The organism is Moritella sp. PE36 (assembly GCF_000170855.1).
In the GTDB taxonomy this organism is placed as follows: Bacteria; Pseudomonadota; Gammaproteobacteria; order Enterobacterales; family Moritellaceae; genus Moritella.
This window is the reverse complement of sequence record NZ_ABCQ01000014.1, coordinates 51,131-70,120: the sequence shown is the minus strand read 5'-3', so window position 1 is coordinate 70,120 and position 18,990 is coordinate 51,131. Positions and strand designations below refer to the sequence as shown.

Here is an 18,990-nt window from a genome sequence, read left to right as displayed (position 1 = left end):
AATGAACAAATTATTGCTATGGATAGCTATTTGCATGTCTTTATCGGCATGCACAAATTGGCCTAAAGAGGGCTATTTTGACAATGTTGCAATACATACAGAGGAACGAATTTATTTTAAACAACATTATGATTATTTGAATCTACATTTTTCAGTGGCCAATTTACGAGGCGCAAAAACGTGTATACCTGCATATGTAAAAAAAGTAGAAAGTATTAATAGTCGTGTGGAGAAATCAATTTCGGTTGAAGATCCGGAACATGTAAAAGTCGAAATGGCTATCCTAGAACAACATATTACTGATTTAATTGTTAATCTAAATACGACAAGTAGTAATACTAATTGTGCACAGCCCCCTCAATTATTTACGTCTAATTTTGTACACCCTTTGATTTATCAACTTGATCTCTTGTTATATTGCGCTCCGCAATTTGAAGACGGTAATGCAATTATGACTGAATTGTACAAAGTGTGCCTTCGCCAAGTCAGTTTTTTACTGTTAGATAATCCTAAAATTGTTATTGAATATACTAAATATAACTTACTTAAAGATCCCACAAGTCCAAAAATAGACGCGTTAACAATTAATTACAGCAAAAATATTGTTGTTCATAACGTTGATACCATCATAGATAGCTCGAGTGAAGGGATAGCTGTTTCAGCTAAGAGTAGTGATGAAGATTATAATGACATAATGCGTCAGTATTTACTCTTTGACCAGATACCAAGCGTGAACGTCCAGCAATTATCTCGATCACAGTTAGTCATTGAACAACAACATACCCCAGCTCAAATTCATGAAATTCGTATATCTAATACTAAGCCTACTAATTATGCCGAGGGGAGGTTCGCTACCAGTTTAGGTAATGTCGAATTACTTAATTTACGCACAGATGTGATCCTCAATTATGTCTCGGGTCTAGCTGCAAACCCAACTCAAAACAAAGTGGTATATGAAGAACTAAGACTTGGTGCTACACCACCATTAGCGCCAGTAATTAGCACGCTTATCTGGCAATCAAAGAATAATAAAGAGGTAGACCATAAAGTTAAAAACTGGCGGTTTTTGTTGAACAATGGTGAATTATTTAGTGATGCGGCGTTGCCGAAAGGGGTCACTTTATGAAATTATTCTGCTGCCTTATGTTGTGCTTTACTTTTTTGTCTGCATCATCAATAGCGTTTGCCCAAGGTGACATTATCGATTCGGGAGATCAACTGTTTATTTTTATGCCGGGCGAAAAAGATTTTGAAAAACCGTTTCAAGTAGATGCAAGTGGATCTATACAACTCCCCGAAGTCGGGCGAATACATGTAAAAGGCAAAACATTAACGGCAGTATTAGAAGAGTTAAAGCAATCTTTAAGTGTGGTATTTCGTGATATATCAAAGCTGTATATTGAATTTAGAGCACGAGAAAAACTAGTGACAGTATTAGGTTATGTAAATGACCCTCGCGAGGTTGTGCTGCCCGAACTTGGGAATGTACAGATGGCGTTAAATAAAGCTGGCGGGATGTTAGCTGGCGCTCAACTCGATAACATGCAGTTACAACGCGGTGGTAAAGTTATCATATTTAACTTTAAGCGTTATCTGGAAACAGGCGATGAAACGTTACTGCCAGCACTAAGATCTGGGGATATTATCTTTGTACCTTCGTCACCATTGACAGGTAATGTGCAGATGATTTTTGATGCCAGGTCATTAAAACTAGGTGGAGATGCAAGTGATACTCAGAAAGCGGTGACTGTTTTCGGTGAGGTGAATACGCCCGGCACATTTTCCTATGTGCCCGGGATGACTATCATCGAAAGTTTGATGAAAGCAAATGGTGTGACGCGATATGGCAACGTTGGTAAAATCAGGATTATAGGGGCTAAAGAACCACAGGTCTTCGACTTAAAACATTATCTAGATACTGGGGATGTCTCTAAACTACCGATAATAAAACCCGGTACGACTATTTTTGTGCCTATTCAGGTCGAAGATATCAAAGTTGGTTTGCAAGTTGTTTACGTCATGGGGCAAGTCAACAAGCCGGGGGCTTATGAAGGCCGTGAGGGTATTACCTTTATGGATATGCTCGCCAATGCAGGTGGTCCTAATCGATATGCCGATACACAGCAAATTCGAGTGCTTAAATTGAATGGTGAAACGTTCCGTTTTGATTTAAAAAAATATTCTGATGATCCTGCAAACAACCCTTTTCCTGACATTGACGGGGGGGATGTCATTTTCTTACCTGAAAAGGCGGACATGATTGAGAAGTCATGGTTAATTGAAGCACATAATGAAGCAATTAAAATCATTGGTGCAGTGAAAAACCCCGGTCGTTATCAATGGGATGATGATATGACATTTCTTGATCTATTAGGACACGCTGAAGGCCCAACTGAAAAGGCAGACTTAGCAAAAATAATTATTGTTGGTAATGATGGTTTAGGTGAGCGCCAGCTTTTTGATTTAGAGCAATTCATGAAAGTTGGTGGTGACTATTTAACTCTGCCACAGTTATCGGCGGGTGACACGGTAATGTTCACAGAGCTTCCGGATGATCCAACTGATAATAAATCGAGATGGATTAAGCAAGAATCTGAATCTTCTATTTACATTCTCGGCGCGGTTGGATCGCCTGGACGGTATGCTTTTAACAGTCGGTTAGACTTCCTTGATTTATTATCTGCTGCTGATGGCCCAACTAATGATGCTGATATCAAACACATTAAAGTGACACATCGAAATAGACGATATGCAAAAACATCAACACTCGATCTTGATATGTACTTTGAGACGGGAGATGAAACGCTATTACCACAAATATTACCTGGGGATACGATTTATATTCCCGCGAAGAGTCAGCAAGGGGTATTAAATAATACGACTAATATAGTGCAGGTATTAGGCGCTGTGCATAACCCTGGTCGTTACAAATATGATCCTTCACTCGATATAGTGGGCATATTAACCATGGCCGGAGGTCCAACTACAGAAGCTTATATCGATCGCATTGTCATTGTTACTAAACATGGGGAAATGCAACACACGGCACGTACGTTTAATATGAAGCATTATTTTATCCAGCCAGACTATCGTGATATTCCAATTATACATGCAGGCGATACCATTTATATTCCGAATGAAAAAGAGTCTAATTGGAGTCAGTTAATGGATATATTAGGGAGTGCACTGAGTGTCGTTACACTCTTTATCGTAGGCTCTTCATTATGAATATATTACCGGAAACATTTATAGAAATAGAACAAATATATCAGTTGATTATGAATGAAAATATTAAGTCTTTAGCGGTAAATTGCGCTCAAGGAAAGGAGGGCACTACTGAGTTGGTTTTAGCGCTTGCTCGGCGTCATAAAGTGTCAGGCAGTAAAGTACTCATTGTCGATCTCAATACATTTAAACCCGCAATTACAAATGAATATGTTAAAGCAAAGCAGTTATGGTCCCTTGATGAATCTGATTTACAAAAGGCCCGCATCACTGAATTTTCGGCCAATATAGATATTTTACCTGCCCCAGAAAGTGGCCAAGATCAAAATATTACCTTCCGCGATGAAATAAAGATCAAAAATGCGATCAAATTTTGGTTACAACACTATAATTTTATTATATTTGATACATGTGCAATTACTCGAACAAATTTTTCGAACATACCTGGAGAAGTTATTGCTAGGGGTTGTGATGCAAGTTTACTGGTTGTCGCACCCGGTATTTCGCTCGAGAGTAACGTATTAAAAACAATTGATATTTTTAAGCACAATCATGTGAAATTACTTGGAGCAGTTATCAATGATGTTAAGTGCCCACCGCTCGATATGCAATTAAGAAACTCAGTGCGCAGGCGACTCAAACGTTTCCCGATGCTTAAACAATGGTTGCTTAATCGCATTTCTAATATTGATTTACTAAAAGGAAAACTTGGTCGCTGATGAAAACACAACTATTCGCCAAGCAATATCCATTAAAGCTTGATTCAATTAGTGAGGTTCGGCGCCTGTTATCCACTTTGTGCCACCAACTCGCTCTGGAACAAGCTGAAATAGATCGCGTTACATTAGTGTTAGCAGAGTACCTCTCTAACTTGTATTTCCATAATCAAGGTTCTGCTAATTGGTTTCGCATTCAGCTGGCAGGTGTTAAAGGACATTGGTATTTTGCAGTTTCTGATAGTGGTGATAGTTTTAATCCCTATAACGTGGATGTTAATGACATATTCAACGGTCAATTACTCACCGGTGGTATGGGGTTAGCATTAATTCAAAAGAATAACCGTGCTGGTAGTTATACGAGTCATGATGGAATTAATAAATTCATTTGTCCATTAACAGAACAGACCAAAAAATTAACTGTGGTTGTTGTTGATGATGATCGGATCCTATTGTGTGCATATCGAAGTTTTCTGCAACATGATTTTGTGGTGCATATATTTTCGGAGGCTATTCTGGCACTTAAATTCATTGAACACGAAGGCTGTGATCTCATTATTGCAGATATTCATATGCCTGAAATGTCCGGATTTGAATTTCGGCTTAAAGTTGAATCCTTTGATAAGGGAGTTTTAACGCCATTTGTATTTTTAACTGGCGATGATAACGTATCAATACAAGAGCAGGCCGCTGAGGTATCGATTGATGGATATTTAATTAAACCGATCACCAAAACTGCATTATTAGCAGTTTGTACTCGTGTAATACGGCGAACTAACCAGCTTGCACTACATTATCAACAGCGCGTTGTTGAATCACTGAGTCGGCCATTCAAACCCTCATTACCATCAATGGCTGGTGATTGGCACTTTTCATTAGCCCATACTCCAGCGAGTGAAGGTGGTGGGGATTTTGTATTCTTTCATGATTATGGAGATAGTAAGTTACTTATTTTAGGTGATATTATGGGGCATGGTCCTGTCGCTAAGTTCCATAGCTTTGCGATAATGGGCTACTTAGAAGGTCTGATCACATCAACGCCTAAATCGCCCACTGAATTACTGTCGGGTTTGTCAAAAAGGTTATTTCTAAATCAACTGCTAGAAAGCAGTATGCTGACGTGTATTGTTGTAAAATTAACTGGCAACCAATGCGAAATCGCGACCGCAGGGCATCCTCAACCCTACTTGTTACACAAAACGGGTTATGAGGTAATTGATTGTAAAGGTACAGTATTAGGGCTTTTGCCTGACGAAGAATATTCAGCTGTTACGATACAATTAGAACCAGATGAAAAACTTTTTTTCTATTCAGATGGTATTTTTGAAAATATAGATAGAAATTGTGATGGTATTGACTGCATACTCACTGGGATTAAAGGAACAACAGCTCAGAATATTCTGGATCAGTTATGGTTACGATTTGAATCTCTTTCACCAGAACAGCTCAATGACGATGCAACGGCAATTGTCATTGATCTAAATAATAAATAAGTTAGAAGTGTAAATATCAAAATATGAGGTAGTGAAATGGAAAGCACAATTATAAATGAATCAGTATTCTCTCAATTACTCGTTGATGTAGGCGAAGAAATGTTACCAGCGCTAGTTGCTGTGTTTAATGAAGAAACAACAGAACGAATTTCAGACTTACAAAATTTAATGGTGAATATCGATAATAATAAAGTAGCGCAGAGTTGCCACAGCATAAAGAGTAGTGCGGGAACATATGGTGCGTTAATCGTACAACAGCATGCTGAAGAATTAGAAGTAATGGCAAAATCAAATAGTACGGGTGAAGTGCAACTGAAATTACCATTACTAATAAGTAGTCTACAGGATGCGATTAACGCACTGGCGTTAAGATGCGATTAACAACCGATTCAATTGCCTCTTTTAATTTTACCCGGTCGTGATAGTTTTTATTAACGTGTTCACGTAAGTCGTGAACATAGGTAGGGTAAGTCAACGCTGATTGTTTATCGACATCTTGTATTACGGCATGAATGAGTGGGAAGCCGAGTGTAGTTTCGCACCATTGTAAGCGCTCTTGTAACGAGATTGTGGATGCCGGTCCTATCTCATGCTCTAAGTTACCTATGTAAATCACTTTTGCATTTGTTCTGCGTAAGGCTTTTTGTATATCTTGAAGCAAAAGTGGTGGCATGATACTGGTTAGAAATGAGCCCGGCCCCAATAATATCAATTCAGCTTTCTCAATTGCCTGTACGGCCTCTAATGTTGCAGCAACATTAGGTTGAACGGTTAAGTGATTGGGGAATTCATGCATTTTATCCACGGATACTTCGCCATGGACGTTATGACCACAAGGTGTGACAGCGATTAAGTCACTAGGCTGTTCTGACATTGGGATAAGTTGGCATTCTACATGTAACATATTACGAATAAGATTAACCGCGTCTAGTGGGCGTACACAGAGGTTATCTAAAGCGACTAACATTAGATTGCCTAGGTTATGGTTTTTTAATTCACCTTCGTTTTGAAAACGATATTCAAACAATAAAGAACCAATATCAGGTTTAGTGACTAACTGATTAATACAATTGCGAAGATCACCCCAAGCGATACAATTTTCTGAGTGCCTGAGTCTACCTGTCGAGCCGCCATTATCGGTTGTGGTCACAATACCAGTCAATCTTGGACCTAAAAAGGAAAGTGAAGAAAGTACACGGCCTAGTCCATGACCACCGCCAATAGCGACAACTTTATCGAGGTCTGAAAGTGATTTTTGTAACATACTATGAATCAAACTTAAGTGAATTAGATGACATCATCATATCTTTAAAATAAATATTTTGGTACGACGTTATCTTGATTTGTTTACTTAACAAGCAACCTTTTAAAAGAATGAACTGTTTTGAGTGATCGGGCATATTGAAGTAGCTTGGGTATATTTATATTGGCATTAACTCTTTAAGTATTGCTACAGTGCTGTTGCAATCAGGCTGTTGCAATAAAAGCTGCTTCTCTGTTACTGATAGAGGTAATAATTCTAACCATCGTTGCGACACCCAGCTTATATTCTCCATTTCTTTTAATGAATTGAGCTGGTTTATATCTGCGTGTTGTACATATATCTCTTCTAATTTTGCAGCTAAATAATATTCTTTTGGTGTTATTTGTTGATCCGGCCAGTTGGTAATGTAGTGAACGTTGGCGGTTTTTAACCCATCAGACTCAGTCATTATATCGTCGATAATAAATCGTTTGATACCTTCGACATTAATGCCGAGAAATCCGTCGTCTAGTGTATAAAAATCAATGATTTTAACGAAAGTACCAATCGGCGATATATGTTCAAATGGTCCGTCTTGATTGGGTTCAATCATGACAATGCCAAATCCAGTCATCGCTTTCGCGCTTTCTTTAATCATGCGAATGTAACGAGCTTCAATAATACGTAAAGGAAGCCTACCGCTAGGTAAAATATGAGAGGGCAGTGGGAATAGTGCGATTTGAGTAGATTGCAAAGAGTGGACCATTCGTCATTGGAAGTATCACTAATAATAGTCTTGTTTAAATACTCTGCACCATGGATTTTGAATTGAATATTTAAAATAGAAGTAAAATAGAAGTAAAAATATAGGACGTCTATATTTTTACTTCTAATATTTGATTATGCGCTAGTTTGATTAAATTCAAGATACATAACAGCAGCTTCTACACGTGAACTTGCTTCTAGTTTCTTTAATAAACTCTTAACGTGAACTTTTACTGTACCTTCAGAAATATGTAGGTTACTTGCAACATGTTTGTTGCTATAGCCTTTTGAAATTTCGAGTAAGATTTGGTTTTCACGTTTAGTTAGCTTAGCTAGCTTTTCTTCAAAGTTGTTATCTTCATGCAGGCAATCTAAATAGCCTACCAGGCTTTCAGAAAGTGCTTGTTGACCAGATAATACATCGTGTAGTTGCTCTAGTAGCAGATCAGGTTCTGAATCTTTTAATAAGTAGCCATCTGCGCCCGCATTGATTAATTTAATCACGTCTTGTTTGTTATCAGAAACCGTTAAAATAACAACTCGAGAGCTTAACTCTTCTGCGCGAAGTGCTTTTAAGGTATCTAAGCCTGACATACCTTTCATGTTTAAATCGAGTAGTACAAGGTCTGGTTCATGTTGTTTGGCAAGCGTGATCGCTTCCACGCCATCGCTGGCTTCACCAATCACATTAAATTTCTCTTCTAATGTAAGCAGTTGAACGATCCCTTTACGCATTAGTGGATGGTCATCAACAACTAAAATTGTGTAACTATTGTCAAGCATGTTTGTTTTCCCTATCGAAGGTAAGTAATACCGAGGTGCCTTTTATTATATTGTTTTTAATTTCTAGCTTAGCACCCAGTTTTGAAGCGCGTTCATCCATTATCGTTAAGCCATAATGGTTGGATTTAGTTGGATCAGCAGGTATGCCGTCACCATCATCCGAAATAGATACTTCAATAGTACCATTTTTATTCGTGCCACAGTCAATCATTATTTCGTTTGAATTCGCATGTTTGATGGAATTTAGTACAGCTTCTCTAATTATTTGTAATATATGTATGTGTTGGTTGGGTTTAAATAAATGTTCTTCTAATTCGTAGCTTAGATGAATTTTTGATTTTGTGCGTTGACGCAGTTGTGCGAGCATGATGGAAATGGCTTCAGAAAGGTTCGCATCATCAAGTGTCAAACGAAATGTATTTAATAATTCTCTCAGTTGTGTATAAGAGACTCTTAGGTTGACATCGATTTCTTCCACTATTTCATTCGTGGTTGGCGTGACTTCTTGATTTTTTAAATGACGTTTCAATAAGGCAACTTGTATTTTTAAGTACGAGAGGGCTTGTGCGAGTGAGTCGTGTAACTCACGGGCAATAACGGCGCGTTCTTCCATTAATAATGAACGTTGTGCTTCTAAATTACTTTGAGAACGATGCTGTGCTCGCGAAATAATACGACAATAACTGCGTAAGTGTTCTTGATCATTTGCTTCACGTTTTAGCACGGTTAACGTACCAAAGGATTGTTCTTCGAGTTCTAATTTTAAATCAATTGTTTGCTCACCGTTATCGGCACCCGCATTGAGGTAGATAGTCTCTACTTCTGAGCCCGTTAGTATAAGGTTATAAAAACTAAGGCCATTAAGTTCTGAGACACTTTGCAATGTTTGCTCGAGCATGTCTGCATTGAGGTGAGTGACATGTAATTTTTGTGATGTTGTATATAAAAAATTAATTTTATCTTTTGCTTCTTTCAACTGCTTTGTTTTAGCATCTACCTGTTGTTCTAGCGTACTGTATAGTTGGTTTAAATCATTAGCCATATGCGAAATGTTACTCGCTAATGATCCTATTTCATTCTCATAAAAAAAATCAAACGAGACATCAAATTCACCTTTCCTAATACGATTAGATGCAGCAAATATCTGTTGTAATGGTTTTAATACCTGCACTTGCATCAAGCGAATCGTAATAATGCAGACCGCAAAAATCAGGCCGATTCCCAGTCCTTTAATAAGGGTGATAACTTTGACTTTATATTCAGAGTGGTTCTGTAGGTTTTGAACAAAGGTATCAATTTCGGATACAAATTCATCTACATACAATAAAAATTGCTCAGGATTATCACTATGGAGAATGTCTGATTGTTTTTGCCATTGGGTCTCAACAATAATGAACTCTTGTTTTAATTTGGATGAGATATCCCAATTATCGACAATATTATTTTTAATATGTGCAAGTGATTGATTGAAAGTATCAATATGACCCTGACGCATGAGTTCAGACTCATCACGGGACAAGTTATAAGCAATTTGATAGCTTTGCATTCTTAATGCACCTGCCTTATTGATCGATGAGGCATCTGAAAGGCTGAGTGATAACGCCACTAAGGAAATAAAGGTTAGCATTGAGGCAAGCGCTAATATACTAAACATACCACGGCCGATTAAAATGATAATAGACTGATGGGAAGGGATTATATTTTTTATCATTGAGTTTTTTCTATTTGATTAATTAAGCCGTGAATAGGTCTATAATTTACAGGGCAATTTAATTTCGATCAATGATTTATCATTTACCACGATAATTAATCTACCTATGCCTTTAAATTTACTAAAAAATAGTTTAAGTTTAACGACCATTTAAAACTAATATTAATCAAACTCCGATCCTTAACGATCTAAATTTATAAAATTAAATATGATCTTAAGGACTCATAGCATTTTAAATTTGCTATAAGGGTTTAATCAGAAATGATTAGGCCTCCCGTATTTGGAAAGGTGTTTATGCAACTTCAAGATCAGTTTTCGCGTAAATTTTATTATTTACGCTTATCAATTACAGACGTCTGTAATTTCAAATGTAACTACTGCCTACCGGATGGTTATAAAGCCGAAGGCAAACCTGAATTTCTAGAGCGTAATGAATTACGACGTATCGTGACAGGGTTTGCTGAAATGGGTACTGAAAAGGTCCGTATTACTGGTGGTGAGCCCTCGTTAAGAAAAGACTTCACGGATATAATTTCGGATATCGCCGCGATCCCCAAAATTAATAAAGTGGCCACGACCACAAATGGTTTCAACCTCGAGAAATATGCTCAACAATGGCGTGATGCGGGGTTAGACGCATTAAATGTCAGTATTGATAGTTTAGATCCTCGCATGTTCCGTCAAATTACCGGTAAAAATATGTTCCATAAAGTAATGGCGGGTCTTGATGCCGCTTTTACTGCCGGGTTTGAAACCGTAAAAGTCAATACGGTGCTAATGCGTAATTTAAATGATATTGAGCTTGGTGATTTTTTGAATTGGATCAAAACGAGACCAATTCAATTACGCTTTATTGAATTAATGCAAACGGGTGATAACCAGGCATTGTTTGATAAACACCACGTATCCGGTGTCAGTATTCGTGACAAATTAAAGCTACAAGGCTGGGTTGGTAAAGTAAGAGGCAAGGCGGACGGCCCCGCACAAGTATTCGTACATCCTGATTATGTTGGCGAAATTGGCTTGATTATGCCATACGAGAAAGACTTCTGTTCAACTTGCAACCGCTTACGCGTTTCGACTAAAGGGCGTTTACATTTATGTCTGTTTGGTGAGGAGGGTGTTGAATTACGAGATTTACTACAAGAAGACAGTCAACAATCTGCACTGATTGCGCGTGTTGTTGAACATATGTCAGATAAGAAGTCGACTCATTTCCTTCAGCAAGGTATTACTGCAAATACACCACATCTTGCGTCTATTGGTGGCTAAAAAACCGAATATATACAAAATCATCCTTTCTTTATTTCTTTCTTAATATTTTTCAAATATAGCGTAATACAAGCTTACGCTATATTTAATCCCCATAATAAAGGCGAATATTGCAACTGTTAGCTATAATTTTAAGCATTTCTTGACTTAAGTTGTCTTAAACTGGCTTGGGCTGTCATAAGTTGACTTAAGTTGTCTTAAATACGGCCGTAATTATTGATCTAAATTAAGTTTTGTTCATCTTACCCATTAGTGAGTATTTTAGACTGACACTATTTGTATCATCATGAATCCAATATCTTTATAGACTGATGTGCGCCTTCATTTTTTCACATTAGAAAAGTTATTTTCATAAGGTAGTTTTGATGAGTATTAACCTAGCACGACGTGCGTTATTTCGTCGTAAAGAACAAGACAATGCTGTACGTCTACCTTGGTTAAAAGCAGACTTAGACTTTACAGATAAGTGCACGCGCTGTGGTGATTGCCAGACAGCTTGCCCAGAACAAATAATAATAGTTGGGGACGGTGGATTCCCTGAGATTGATTTTAGCGTATCTGAGTGCAGTTTTTGTAAAGAATGTGTAAATCACTGTAAAGAAGATTTATTTGATTTAACCCAAACACAAGCATGGCCAAATAAAGCCGTTGTTTCCAATAGCTGCTTAAATATTGAGTCAGTATATTGCAGAAGTTGTGCGGAATCATGCGAATCCGAAGCTTTAGCATTTAATTTTACTACTACAACGTTTGTGAGTCCTGATGTTGTATTAGCTGATTGTAACGGTTGTGGTGCGTGTGTATCGAGTTGCCCTGTCAATGCAATTACAGTGAGCGCTAACCGTTAAATCAAGTTATTAAGAATATGTTTTATAATAATTATAAGGTCATAAAATGGCAGAACAAGAAGTTCATATATCGAGTTTAATTATTCACGTAAAACCAGAATTTTTGGAAATCGTGAAAAATAAAATCGCAGCGATCCCAGACGCTGAAATTTACGGAGATAGTGAAGAGGGAAAAATTATCACTGTATTAGAAACCACTAATCAGAAATTTGTTACCGATATTATTGATAAAATTAATAATTTCGAACATGTCTTAAGTACTTCTCTTGTTTTTCATCAAATTGAAACTATTGATCCATCATGTGAGGATGATCTATGAAATTAACCAGACGTGCATTTGTTAAAGCAAATGCTGCAGTCGCTGCGGCTTCAATTGCTGGCGTTACTCTTCCTACTAGCGCAACAAATTTGATTGCAAGTAGTGATGAAACAAAAATAAAATGGGACAAAGCCCCATGCCGTTTCTGCGGTACCGGTTGTTCTGTATTAGTCGGTACACAAGGTGGTCGAGTTGTTGCGACTCAGGGTGATCCTGAAGCGCCGGTAAATAAAGGCCTTAACTGTGTTAAAGGTTATTTCTTATCTAAAATCATGTACGGTAAAGATCGTTTAACAACGCCGTTACTGCGTATGAGAGATGGTAAATTTGCTAAAGATGGTGAATTTGCGCCAATTTCATGGGATCAAGCTTTTGATATCATGGCAGAGAAATGGAAAGCGTCGTTAAAAGCAAATGGCCCTGAATCTGTTGGTATGTTTGGTTCTGGTCAATGGACTGTAATGGAAGGTTATGCAGCGGTTAAATTGATGAAAGCTGGCTTCCGTTCAAATAACATTGATCCAAATGCACGTCACTGTATGGCTTCTGCGGTAGGTGGTTTCATGCGTACCTTTGGTATTGATGAGCCAATGGGTTGTTATGATGATTTCGAAAATGCAGACTCGTTTGTACTTTGGGGTTCAAACATGGCGGAAATGCATCCTATTCTTTGGACGCGTATTACAGACCATCGTTTAAGTAATCCTCACGTACGTGTCAATGTACTTTCTACCTACAAGCATCGTTCTTTTGAACTTGCTGATGAAGGCATTATCTTCCATCCGCAATCCGATCTTGCTATGGCTAACTTTATTGCTAACTACATTATCCAAAATGATGCAGTGAACTGGGATTTCGTTAATAAGCATACACACTTTAAACGTACAGCAACGGATATCGGTTACGGCTTACGTGACGAACATCCAATGCAGGCAAAAGCTAAAAACCCTAACTCGGGCAAAATGACAGCAATGACATTTGAAGAGTATAAGGCGTCGGTTGCTGAGTATACTGTTGAAAAAGCATCTGAAATATCAGGTGTACCGGTTGAGAAACTGATCACGCTTGCCAAGCAATACGCTGATCCAAACATTAAAGTAATGTCTTTATGGACGATGGGCATGAATCAGCATACGCGTGGCGTGTGGATGAACAGCCTTGTTTATAACATTCACTTACTTGTTGGTAAAATATCACAACCGGGTAATGGTCCTTTCTCATTGACAGGCCAGCCATCTGCTTGTGGTACTGCGCGTGAAGTGGGTACTTTCTCACACCGTCTGCCAGCTGATCTTGTGGTTAAAAATCCTAAGCATCGTGCTATTGCAGAGAAAATTTGGAAACTACCAGAAGGTACTATTCCTGCAAAACCTGGTCTGCACGCTGTTGCACAAGGCCGCGCACTTAAGGATGGTACGTTAAATGCGTACTGGACTATGTGTAATAACAACATGCAAGCTGCGCCAAATATGATGGAAGAAGGTTTACCGGGTTACCGTAATCCAGCTAACTTCATTGTTTGTTCAGACCCGTACCCTACTGTTACTGCGCAAGCATCTGATCTTATTTTACCAACAGCAATGTGGGTAGAAAAAGAGGGCGCTTATGGTAATGCTGAACGTCGTACTCAAGCTTGGTATCAACAAGTTAAGTCTATTGAAGGTGCAAAATCAGATTTATGGCAGTTAATGGAATTCTCTAAACGCTTCAAAATTGAAGAAGTTTGGGGTGAAGATTTACTCGCTAAAATGCCTGAGCACCGTGGCAAGACTATGTACGATGTACTTTATCGTAACGGTAATGTTGATGCCTTCCCAATCAGTGAAGCGCAAGAGTTAAATGATGATGCACATGATCAAGGCTTCTATGTACAAAAAGGCCTGTTTGAAGAATATGCAACATTTGGCCGTGGTCATGGTCATGATTTAGCCCCTTATGATGTTTACCACACCGTACGTGGTTTACGTTGGCCTGTGGTTAACGGTGTTGAAACCAAATGGCGCTTTATCGAAGGCAGTGATCCATATGTTGGCAAAGGTAAAGGCTTTGAGTTCTATGGTAAACCAGATGGTAAAGCAAATATTATTTTTGCACCTTATGAAGCGCCACCAGAAATGCCAAATGAAGAATATGATATGTGGTTATGTACCGGTCGTGTTCTAGAGCATTGGCATTCAGGTTCGATGACAGCGCGTGTTCCAGAGCTTTATCGTGCCATGCCTGATGCGCTTTGTTACATCCACCCTGATGACGCCAAGAAACGTAATGTTCGTCGTGGCGATGAAGTTCTTATTGAATCTGTTCGTGGTGAAGTGCGTTGTCGTGTGGAAACACGTGGCCGTAACCGTCCACCGGTAGGCTTAGTATTTGTTCCTTGGTTTGATGCGCGAGTATTAATCAACAAGGTATGTCTAGATGCTACCGATCCGTTATCTAAACAAACGGATTATAAAAAATGTGCAATTAAAATTACCAAAGTGTAATCACCAACTGCATATTTTTAATTAACTATTTTGCCAGTAGTCATGCTGGCAAATAACAGATTTATTTGCCAATAGGCGGAGAACATAATATGAGAAAATTATTGGCTGTGCTGCTAACTGCGGGGATTTTATTCTCTGTATCGGCACAAAGCACCGAAACGACGAAAATTGAAAATGTAAACAACGGTGGTGTTGCATCACTGCGTGGTATTACTGAGTTAGATGTAACACGAAAAGCGGATGAGTTAAAACGTGTGATCAAAGATCGTAGCCCAATCGATCGTGATTACGTCTATCAACCGCCACTTGTTCCGCATCAAACACGTCATTATGAAGTGTCTTTAAATGCGAACAAATGTCTGTCATGTCACAGCTGGAAATACGCGGGTGAAATGGGCGCGACTAAGATCAGTGTAACGCATTATCAATCACGTGAAGGCGAAGTATTATCAGACGTTTCACCACGTCGTTACTTCTGCTTGCAGTGCCATGTGACACAAGCAGACGCATCACCGTTAATCGAAAATGATTTTAAACGTGTAGATTCATTGCGTTGATTTATCTCAAATGAAAGTAGCCGAAACGAAAAAGAGACGATAAAATGAAACTAATTTTAAATTTTTGGCGTAAATTAACGACACCAAGTAAAGCGGCTGTTGGTACTGTCCTAGCAATGGGCTTTCTCGGTGGTATTATTTTCTGGGGTGCCTTTAACATGGGTATGGAAGCGACCAACACAGAAGAATTCTGTTCTGCTTGTCACGCACCAATTGTTAAAGAGCTAAGAGAAACAATTCATTACTCGAACCGTTCAGGTGTGCGTGCAATCTGTTCTGATTGTCACGTACCACATAACTGGACAGACAAAATTGTACGTAAAGTACAAGCGAGTAATGAAATTGTGGCATTCTTGATGGGGACTATTTCGACTCAAGAAAAATTTGAAGCACGTCGTAAACACTTAGCTGTACGCGAATGGCAACGAATGAAAGAAAATGATTCACAAGAATGTCGTAATTGTCATAACTTTGAATACATGGATTTCTCTGAGCAAGGCCCGCGTAGTAGAAAACAACATTCTACAGCATTAGCAAGTGGTGAAAAAACCTGTGTTGATTGCCATAAAGGTATTGCCCATCAACTACCAGATATGTCTGACGTACCTGGTTGGTAGATAGAAAAAAGGAAGCACAATTATGAGTACGTTAGAATACGTTATTTGGCATATCTTAGGTTACACGGCAATACCGGTTATTTTACTCGCTGGTTTTGCTGCCGTGGCAGGATTCTCAGTATGGGCATTGTCACTCACTGCAGATAAAAGTAAATAACACACACGTTATCTAGATAAATAAAGTGAAGGCCGCATTGTTACAATGCGGCCTTTTTTTGCCTAAAATTCATGGTTTTAGCTGTAAATGTTGGTAGTGTTTTTGATAGGCTTGTCAGTACCTTGTTGGTGGTATCACATAAGTGGTAAAAGTATGGTGCGGAAGAAACACTATTTGATTTAGCGCAAAGTTCCTAACAGAAGATAACCGCTAAAATAGATGGAATTATTCAAATATAGCGTATCAGCTAAATGTTAAATCCATCATGAGAGGGTGATCTATGAAACTGACCAGACGGGCATTTGTTAAAGCAAATGCAGCGGTATCTGCAGCAGCAATTGCTGGGGTAACACTTCCTGCGACTGCAACAAATCTGATTGCAAGTTCGACAGAAACTAAGATTAAATGGGACAAAGCGGCTTGCCGTTTTTGTGGTACCGGCTGTTCAGTTTTAGTTGGTACGCAAGGCGGTAAAGTTGTTGCGACACAAGGTGATCCAGAGTCACCCGTTAACAGAGGTCTTAACTGTGTTAAGGGTTATTTCTTATCTAAAATTATGTATGGTAAAGATCGTTTAACGACACCTTTATTACGCATGAAAGATGGACAATTTGCCAAAAATGGTGAGTTTACGCCAATTTCATGGGATCAAGCTTTTGATATCATGGCCGAGAAGTGGAAAGCGTCACTAAAAGCGAACGGTCCAACATCTATTGGCATGTTCGGGTCTGGCCAATGGACGGTAATGGAAGGTTATGCTGCGGTTAAATTGATGAAAGCAGGATTCCGGTCAAATAATATAGATCCAAATGCACGTCACTGTATGGCGTCTGCCGTTGGTGCTTTCATGCGTACCTTTGGTATTGATGAACCAATGGGTTGTTATGATGATTTTGAACATGCCGACTCGTTTGTACTTTGGGGGTCAAACATGGCTGAAATGCATCCAATACTGTGGACTCGCATAACAGACCGACGTTTAAGTAACCCGCATGTGAAAGTAAACGTTCTATCCACATATAAACACCGTTCATTTGAGCTAGCTGATACAGGCGTTATTTTCCATCCGCAATCTGATCTGGCCATGGCGAATTTTATTGCTAATTACATCATTCAAAACGATGCCGTCAATTGGGATTTCGTTAACAAACATACTAACTTTAAACGTACTGCAACTGATATTGGTTACGGTCTTCGTGACGAGCATCCGCTACAACAGAAAGCTAAAAACCCTAACTCGGGTAAATTGTCGGCAATGACATTCGAAGAGTATAAAACATCTGTTGCTGAATACACGGTCGAAAAAGCGTCTGAGATTTCAGGTGTTTCAGTAGAGAAACTAATTATACTCGCGAAACAATACGCTGATCCAAACATCAAAGTAATGTCGCTATGGACGATGGGCATGAATCAACATACGCGTGGCGTATGGATGAACAGCCTTGTTTATAACATCCATTTACTTGTTGGTAAGATCTCACAACCGGGTAATGGTCCATTCTCGCTAACGGGTCAGCCATCAGCGTGTGGGACTGCGCGTGAAGTGGGTACATTCTCGCACCGTCTGCCTGCTGATATGGTGGTTAAAAATCCTAAGCATCGTGCTATAGCTGAAAAAATCTGGAAATTACCCGAAGGCACTATTCCTGCAAAACCGGGTCTACATGCCGTTGCACAAGGCCGCGCACTTAAGGACGGTACGTTAAATGCGTACTGGACTATGTGTAATAACAACATGCAAGCTGCGCCAAATATGATGGAAGAAGGTTTACCGGGTTACCGTAATCCAGCTAACTTCATTGTTTGTTCAGACCCGTACCCAACTGTAACGGCTCAAGCATCTGATCTTATTTTACCAACCGCTATGTGGGTGGAGAAAGAGGGCGCTTATGGCAATGCTGAACGTCGAACTCAAGCTTGGTATCAACAAGTTAAACCAATTGAAGGCGCTAAATCTGATTCATGGCAGGTTATTGAGTTTTCAAAGCGTTTCACTGTGGAAGAAGTATGGGGCGAAGAACTGTTAGTTAAAATGCCTGAGCACAGAGGCAAAACCTTGTATGAGGTTTTATTCCGAAATGGTCAAGTGGATGCTTTCCCTGTGAGTGAGGCACAAGAATTGAATGATGAATCACATGACTTTGGTTTTTATGTGCAAAAAGGCTTGTTTGAAGAATACGCTTCCTTTGGCCGTGGTCATGCTCACGATCTCGCCCCTTATGATGTTTACCATCAAGTACGTGGCTTACGTTGGCCTGTCGTCGATGGCAAAGAAACGAAATGGCGTTTTGCAGAAGGCAGTGATCCCTATGTAGGCAAAGGTAAAGGTTTTGAGTTCTATGGAAAACCTGATGGCAAAGCGAATATTATTTTTGCCCCTTATGAACCCGCTGCTGAAGAACCAAATGAAGAATATGATATGTGGTTATGTACCGGTCGGGTTCTTGAACATTGGCACACAGGTACCATGACTGCGCGTGTACCTGAGTTATACCGTGCAATGCCTGATGCGCTTTGTTACATCCATCCGGATGATGCCAAGCAACGTAATGTTCGTCGTGGTGATGAAGTACTTGTTCAATCTGTTCGTGGTGAAGTACGTTGTCGCGTGGAAACACGTGGCCGTAACCGTCCACCTGTAGGCTTAGTATTTGTTCCGTTTTTTGATGCGCGAGTATTAATCAATAAGGTATGTCTAGATGCGACCGATCCGTTATCTAAACAAACGGATTATAAAAAATGTGCAGTCAAAATTACCAAAGTGTAATGATTAAATGCATTGCTAGATACAGGTTTTTCCA

The 18,990-nt window shown here is 39.1% G+C and carries 17 protein-coding genes and 1 riboswitch; of the genes, 13 read left to right on the top strand and 4 right to left on the bottom strand.

Annotation, left to right across the window (positions count from 1 at the left end; all coding sequences use genetic code 11):
- Position 1: 1 nt before the first annotated feature.
- Genes PE36_RS10395 through PE36_RS10375 form a run of 5 tightly spaced genes read left to right on the top strand, consistent with a single transcriptional unit; the run spans position 2 to position 5,815 of the window.
- Positions 2–1,126, top strand: a complete 1,125-nt coding sequence (locus PE36_RS10395) for a hypothetical protein (protein ID WP_043994420.1) — start codon at positions 2–4, stop codon at positions 1,124–1,126.
- A complete protein-coding gene (locus PE36_RS10390; protein ID WP_006031974.1) occupies positions 1,123–3,228 on the top strand; it encodes an SLBB domain-containing protein in 2,106 nt (701 codons plus the stop codon). Before PE36_RS10395 ends, PE36_RS10390 begins: the two co-directional genes overlap by 4 nt.
- Positions 3,225–3,944: a cellulose synthase operon protein YhjQ/BcsQ gene (locus tag PE36_RS10385; protein WP_006031973.1), complete on the top strand. Its 720-nt coding sequence runs from the start codon at positions 3,225–3,227 to the stop codon at positions 3,942–3,944. The genes PE36_RS10390 and PE36_RS10385 overlap by 4 nt, the downstream gene beginning before the upstream one ends.
- Positions 3,944–5,434: a SpoIIE family protein phosphatase gene (locus PE36_RS10380; RefSeq protein ID WP_006031972.1), complete on the top strand. Its 1,491-nt coding sequence runs from the start codon at positions 3,944–3,946 to the stop codon at positions 5,432–5,434. Before PE36_RS10385 ends, PE36_RS10380 begins: the two co-directional genes overlap by 1 nt.
- Positions 5,435–5,470: 36 nt before the next feature.
- Positions 5,471–5,815, top strand: a complete 345-nt coding sequence (locus tag PE36_RS10375; protein ID WP_006031971.1) for an Hpt domain-containing protein — start codon at positions 5,471–5,473, stop codon at positions 5,813–5,815.
- Here the strand turns inward: PE36_RS10375 and yvcK are convergent.
- The 4 genes from yvcK to narQ all read right to left on the bottom strand — a co-directional run bounded on the left by yvcK (position 5,787) and on the right by narQ (position 9,936).
- Entirely contained in the window at positions 5,787–6,698 is a 912-nt protein-coding gene (gene yvcK / locus PE36_RS10370) for a uridine diphosphate-N-acetylglucosamine-binding protein YvcK (RefSeq protein WP_006031970.1), read from the bottom strand. The genes PE36_RS10375 and yvcK overlap by 29 nt on opposite strands.
- A gap of 157 nt (positions 6,699–6,855) precedes the next feature.
- Entirely contained in the window at positions 6,856–7,431 is a 576-nt protein-coding gene (locus PE36_RS10365; RefSeq protein ID WP_043994419.1) for an LON peptidase substrate-binding domain-containing protein, read from the bottom strand.
- A 146-nt stretch (positions 7,432–7,577) separates the two neighbouring features.
- Positions 7,578–8,225 (bottom strand): two-component system response regulator NarL, encoded by a 648-nt coding sequence (gene narL / locus PE36_RS10360; RefSeq protein WP_006031968.1) that lies wholly within the window; start codon positions 8,223–8,225, stop codon positions 7,578–7,580.
- Positions 8,218–9,936 (bottom strand): nitrate/nitrite two-component system sensor histidine kinase NarQ, encoded by a 1,719-nt coding sequence (gene narQ / locus PE36_RS10355; RefSeq protein ID WP_006031967.1) that lies wholly within the window; start codon positions 9,934–9,936, stop codon positions 8,218–8,220. Before narQ ends, narL begins: the two co-directional genes overlap by 8 nt.
- A gap of 159 nt (positions 9,937–10,095) precedes the next feature.
- Positions 10,096–10,243: riboswitch (molybdenum cofactor riboswitch) on the top strand.
- Between narQ and moaA the strand changes: the two genes are divergently transcribed.
- The 8 genes from moaA (at position 10,231) to napA (PE36_RS10320) (ending at position 18,956) form a co-directional block, all read left to right on the top strand.
- Positions 10,231–11,208: a GTP 3',8-cyclase MoaA gene (gene moaA, locus PE36_RS10350; protein ID WP_006031965.1), complete on the top strand. Its 978-nt coding sequence runs from the start codon at positions 10,231–10,233 to the stop codon at positions 11,206–11,208. (Overlaps the previous riboswitch by 13 nt.)
- A 365-nt stretch (positions 11,209–11,573) precedes the next feature.
- A complete protein-coding gene (napF, locus tag PE36_RS10345) occupies positions 11,574–12,056 on the top strand; it encodes a ferredoxin-type protein NapF (RefSeq protein ID WP_006031964.1) in 483 nt (160 codons plus the stop codon).
- 46 nt (positions 12,057–12,102) lie between these two features.
- Positions 12,103–12,375: a chaperone NapD gene (locus tag PE36_RS10340; RefSeq protein ID WP_006031963.1), complete on the top strand. Its 273-nt coding sequence runs from the start codon at positions 12,103–12,105 to the stop codon at positions 12,373–12,375.
- Positions 12,372–14,858 carry a periplasmic nitrate reductase subunit alpha gene (gene napA, locus PE36_RS10335; protein ID WP_006031962.1) on the top strand — a complete coding sequence of 829 codons (2,487 nt, stop codon included), beginning with the start codon at positions 12,372–12,374 and terminating at the stop codon, positions 14,856–14,858. The genes PE36_RS10340 and napA (PE36_RS10335) overlap by 4 nt, the downstream gene beginning before the upstream one ends.
- Before the next feature lie 89 nt (positions 14,859–14,947).
- Positions 14,948–15,415, top strand: coding sequence for a nitrate reductase cytochrome c-type subunit (locus PE36_RS10330; RefSeq protein WP_006031961.1), 468 nt, complete (start codon positions 14,948–14,950; stop codon positions 15,413–15,415).
- A gap of 44 nt (positions 15,416–15,459) precedes the next feature.
- Positions 15,460–16,032, top strand: coding sequence for a NapC/NirT family cytochrome c (locus PE36_RS10325; protein ID WP_006031960.1), 573 nt, complete (start codon positions 15,460–15,462; stop codon positions 16,030–16,032).
- A gap of 22 nt (positions 16,033–16,054) precedes the next feature.
- Positions 16,055–16,189, top strand: a complete 135-nt coding sequence (locus PE36_RS24005; RefSeq protein ID WP_006031959.1) for a TIGR02808 family protein — start codon at positions 16,055–16,057, stop codon at positions 16,187–16,189.
- Between the two features lie 280 nt (positions 16,190–16,469).
- The gene (napA, locus tag PE36_RS10320) at positions 16,470–18,956 is read left to right on the top strand and encodes a periplasmic nitrate reductase subunit alpha (protein ID WP_006031958.1); all 2,487 of its coding nucleotides are present in this window, start codon (positions 16,470–16,472) and stop codon (positions 18,954–18,956) included.
- Positions 18,957–18,990: the final 34 nt, after the last annotated feature.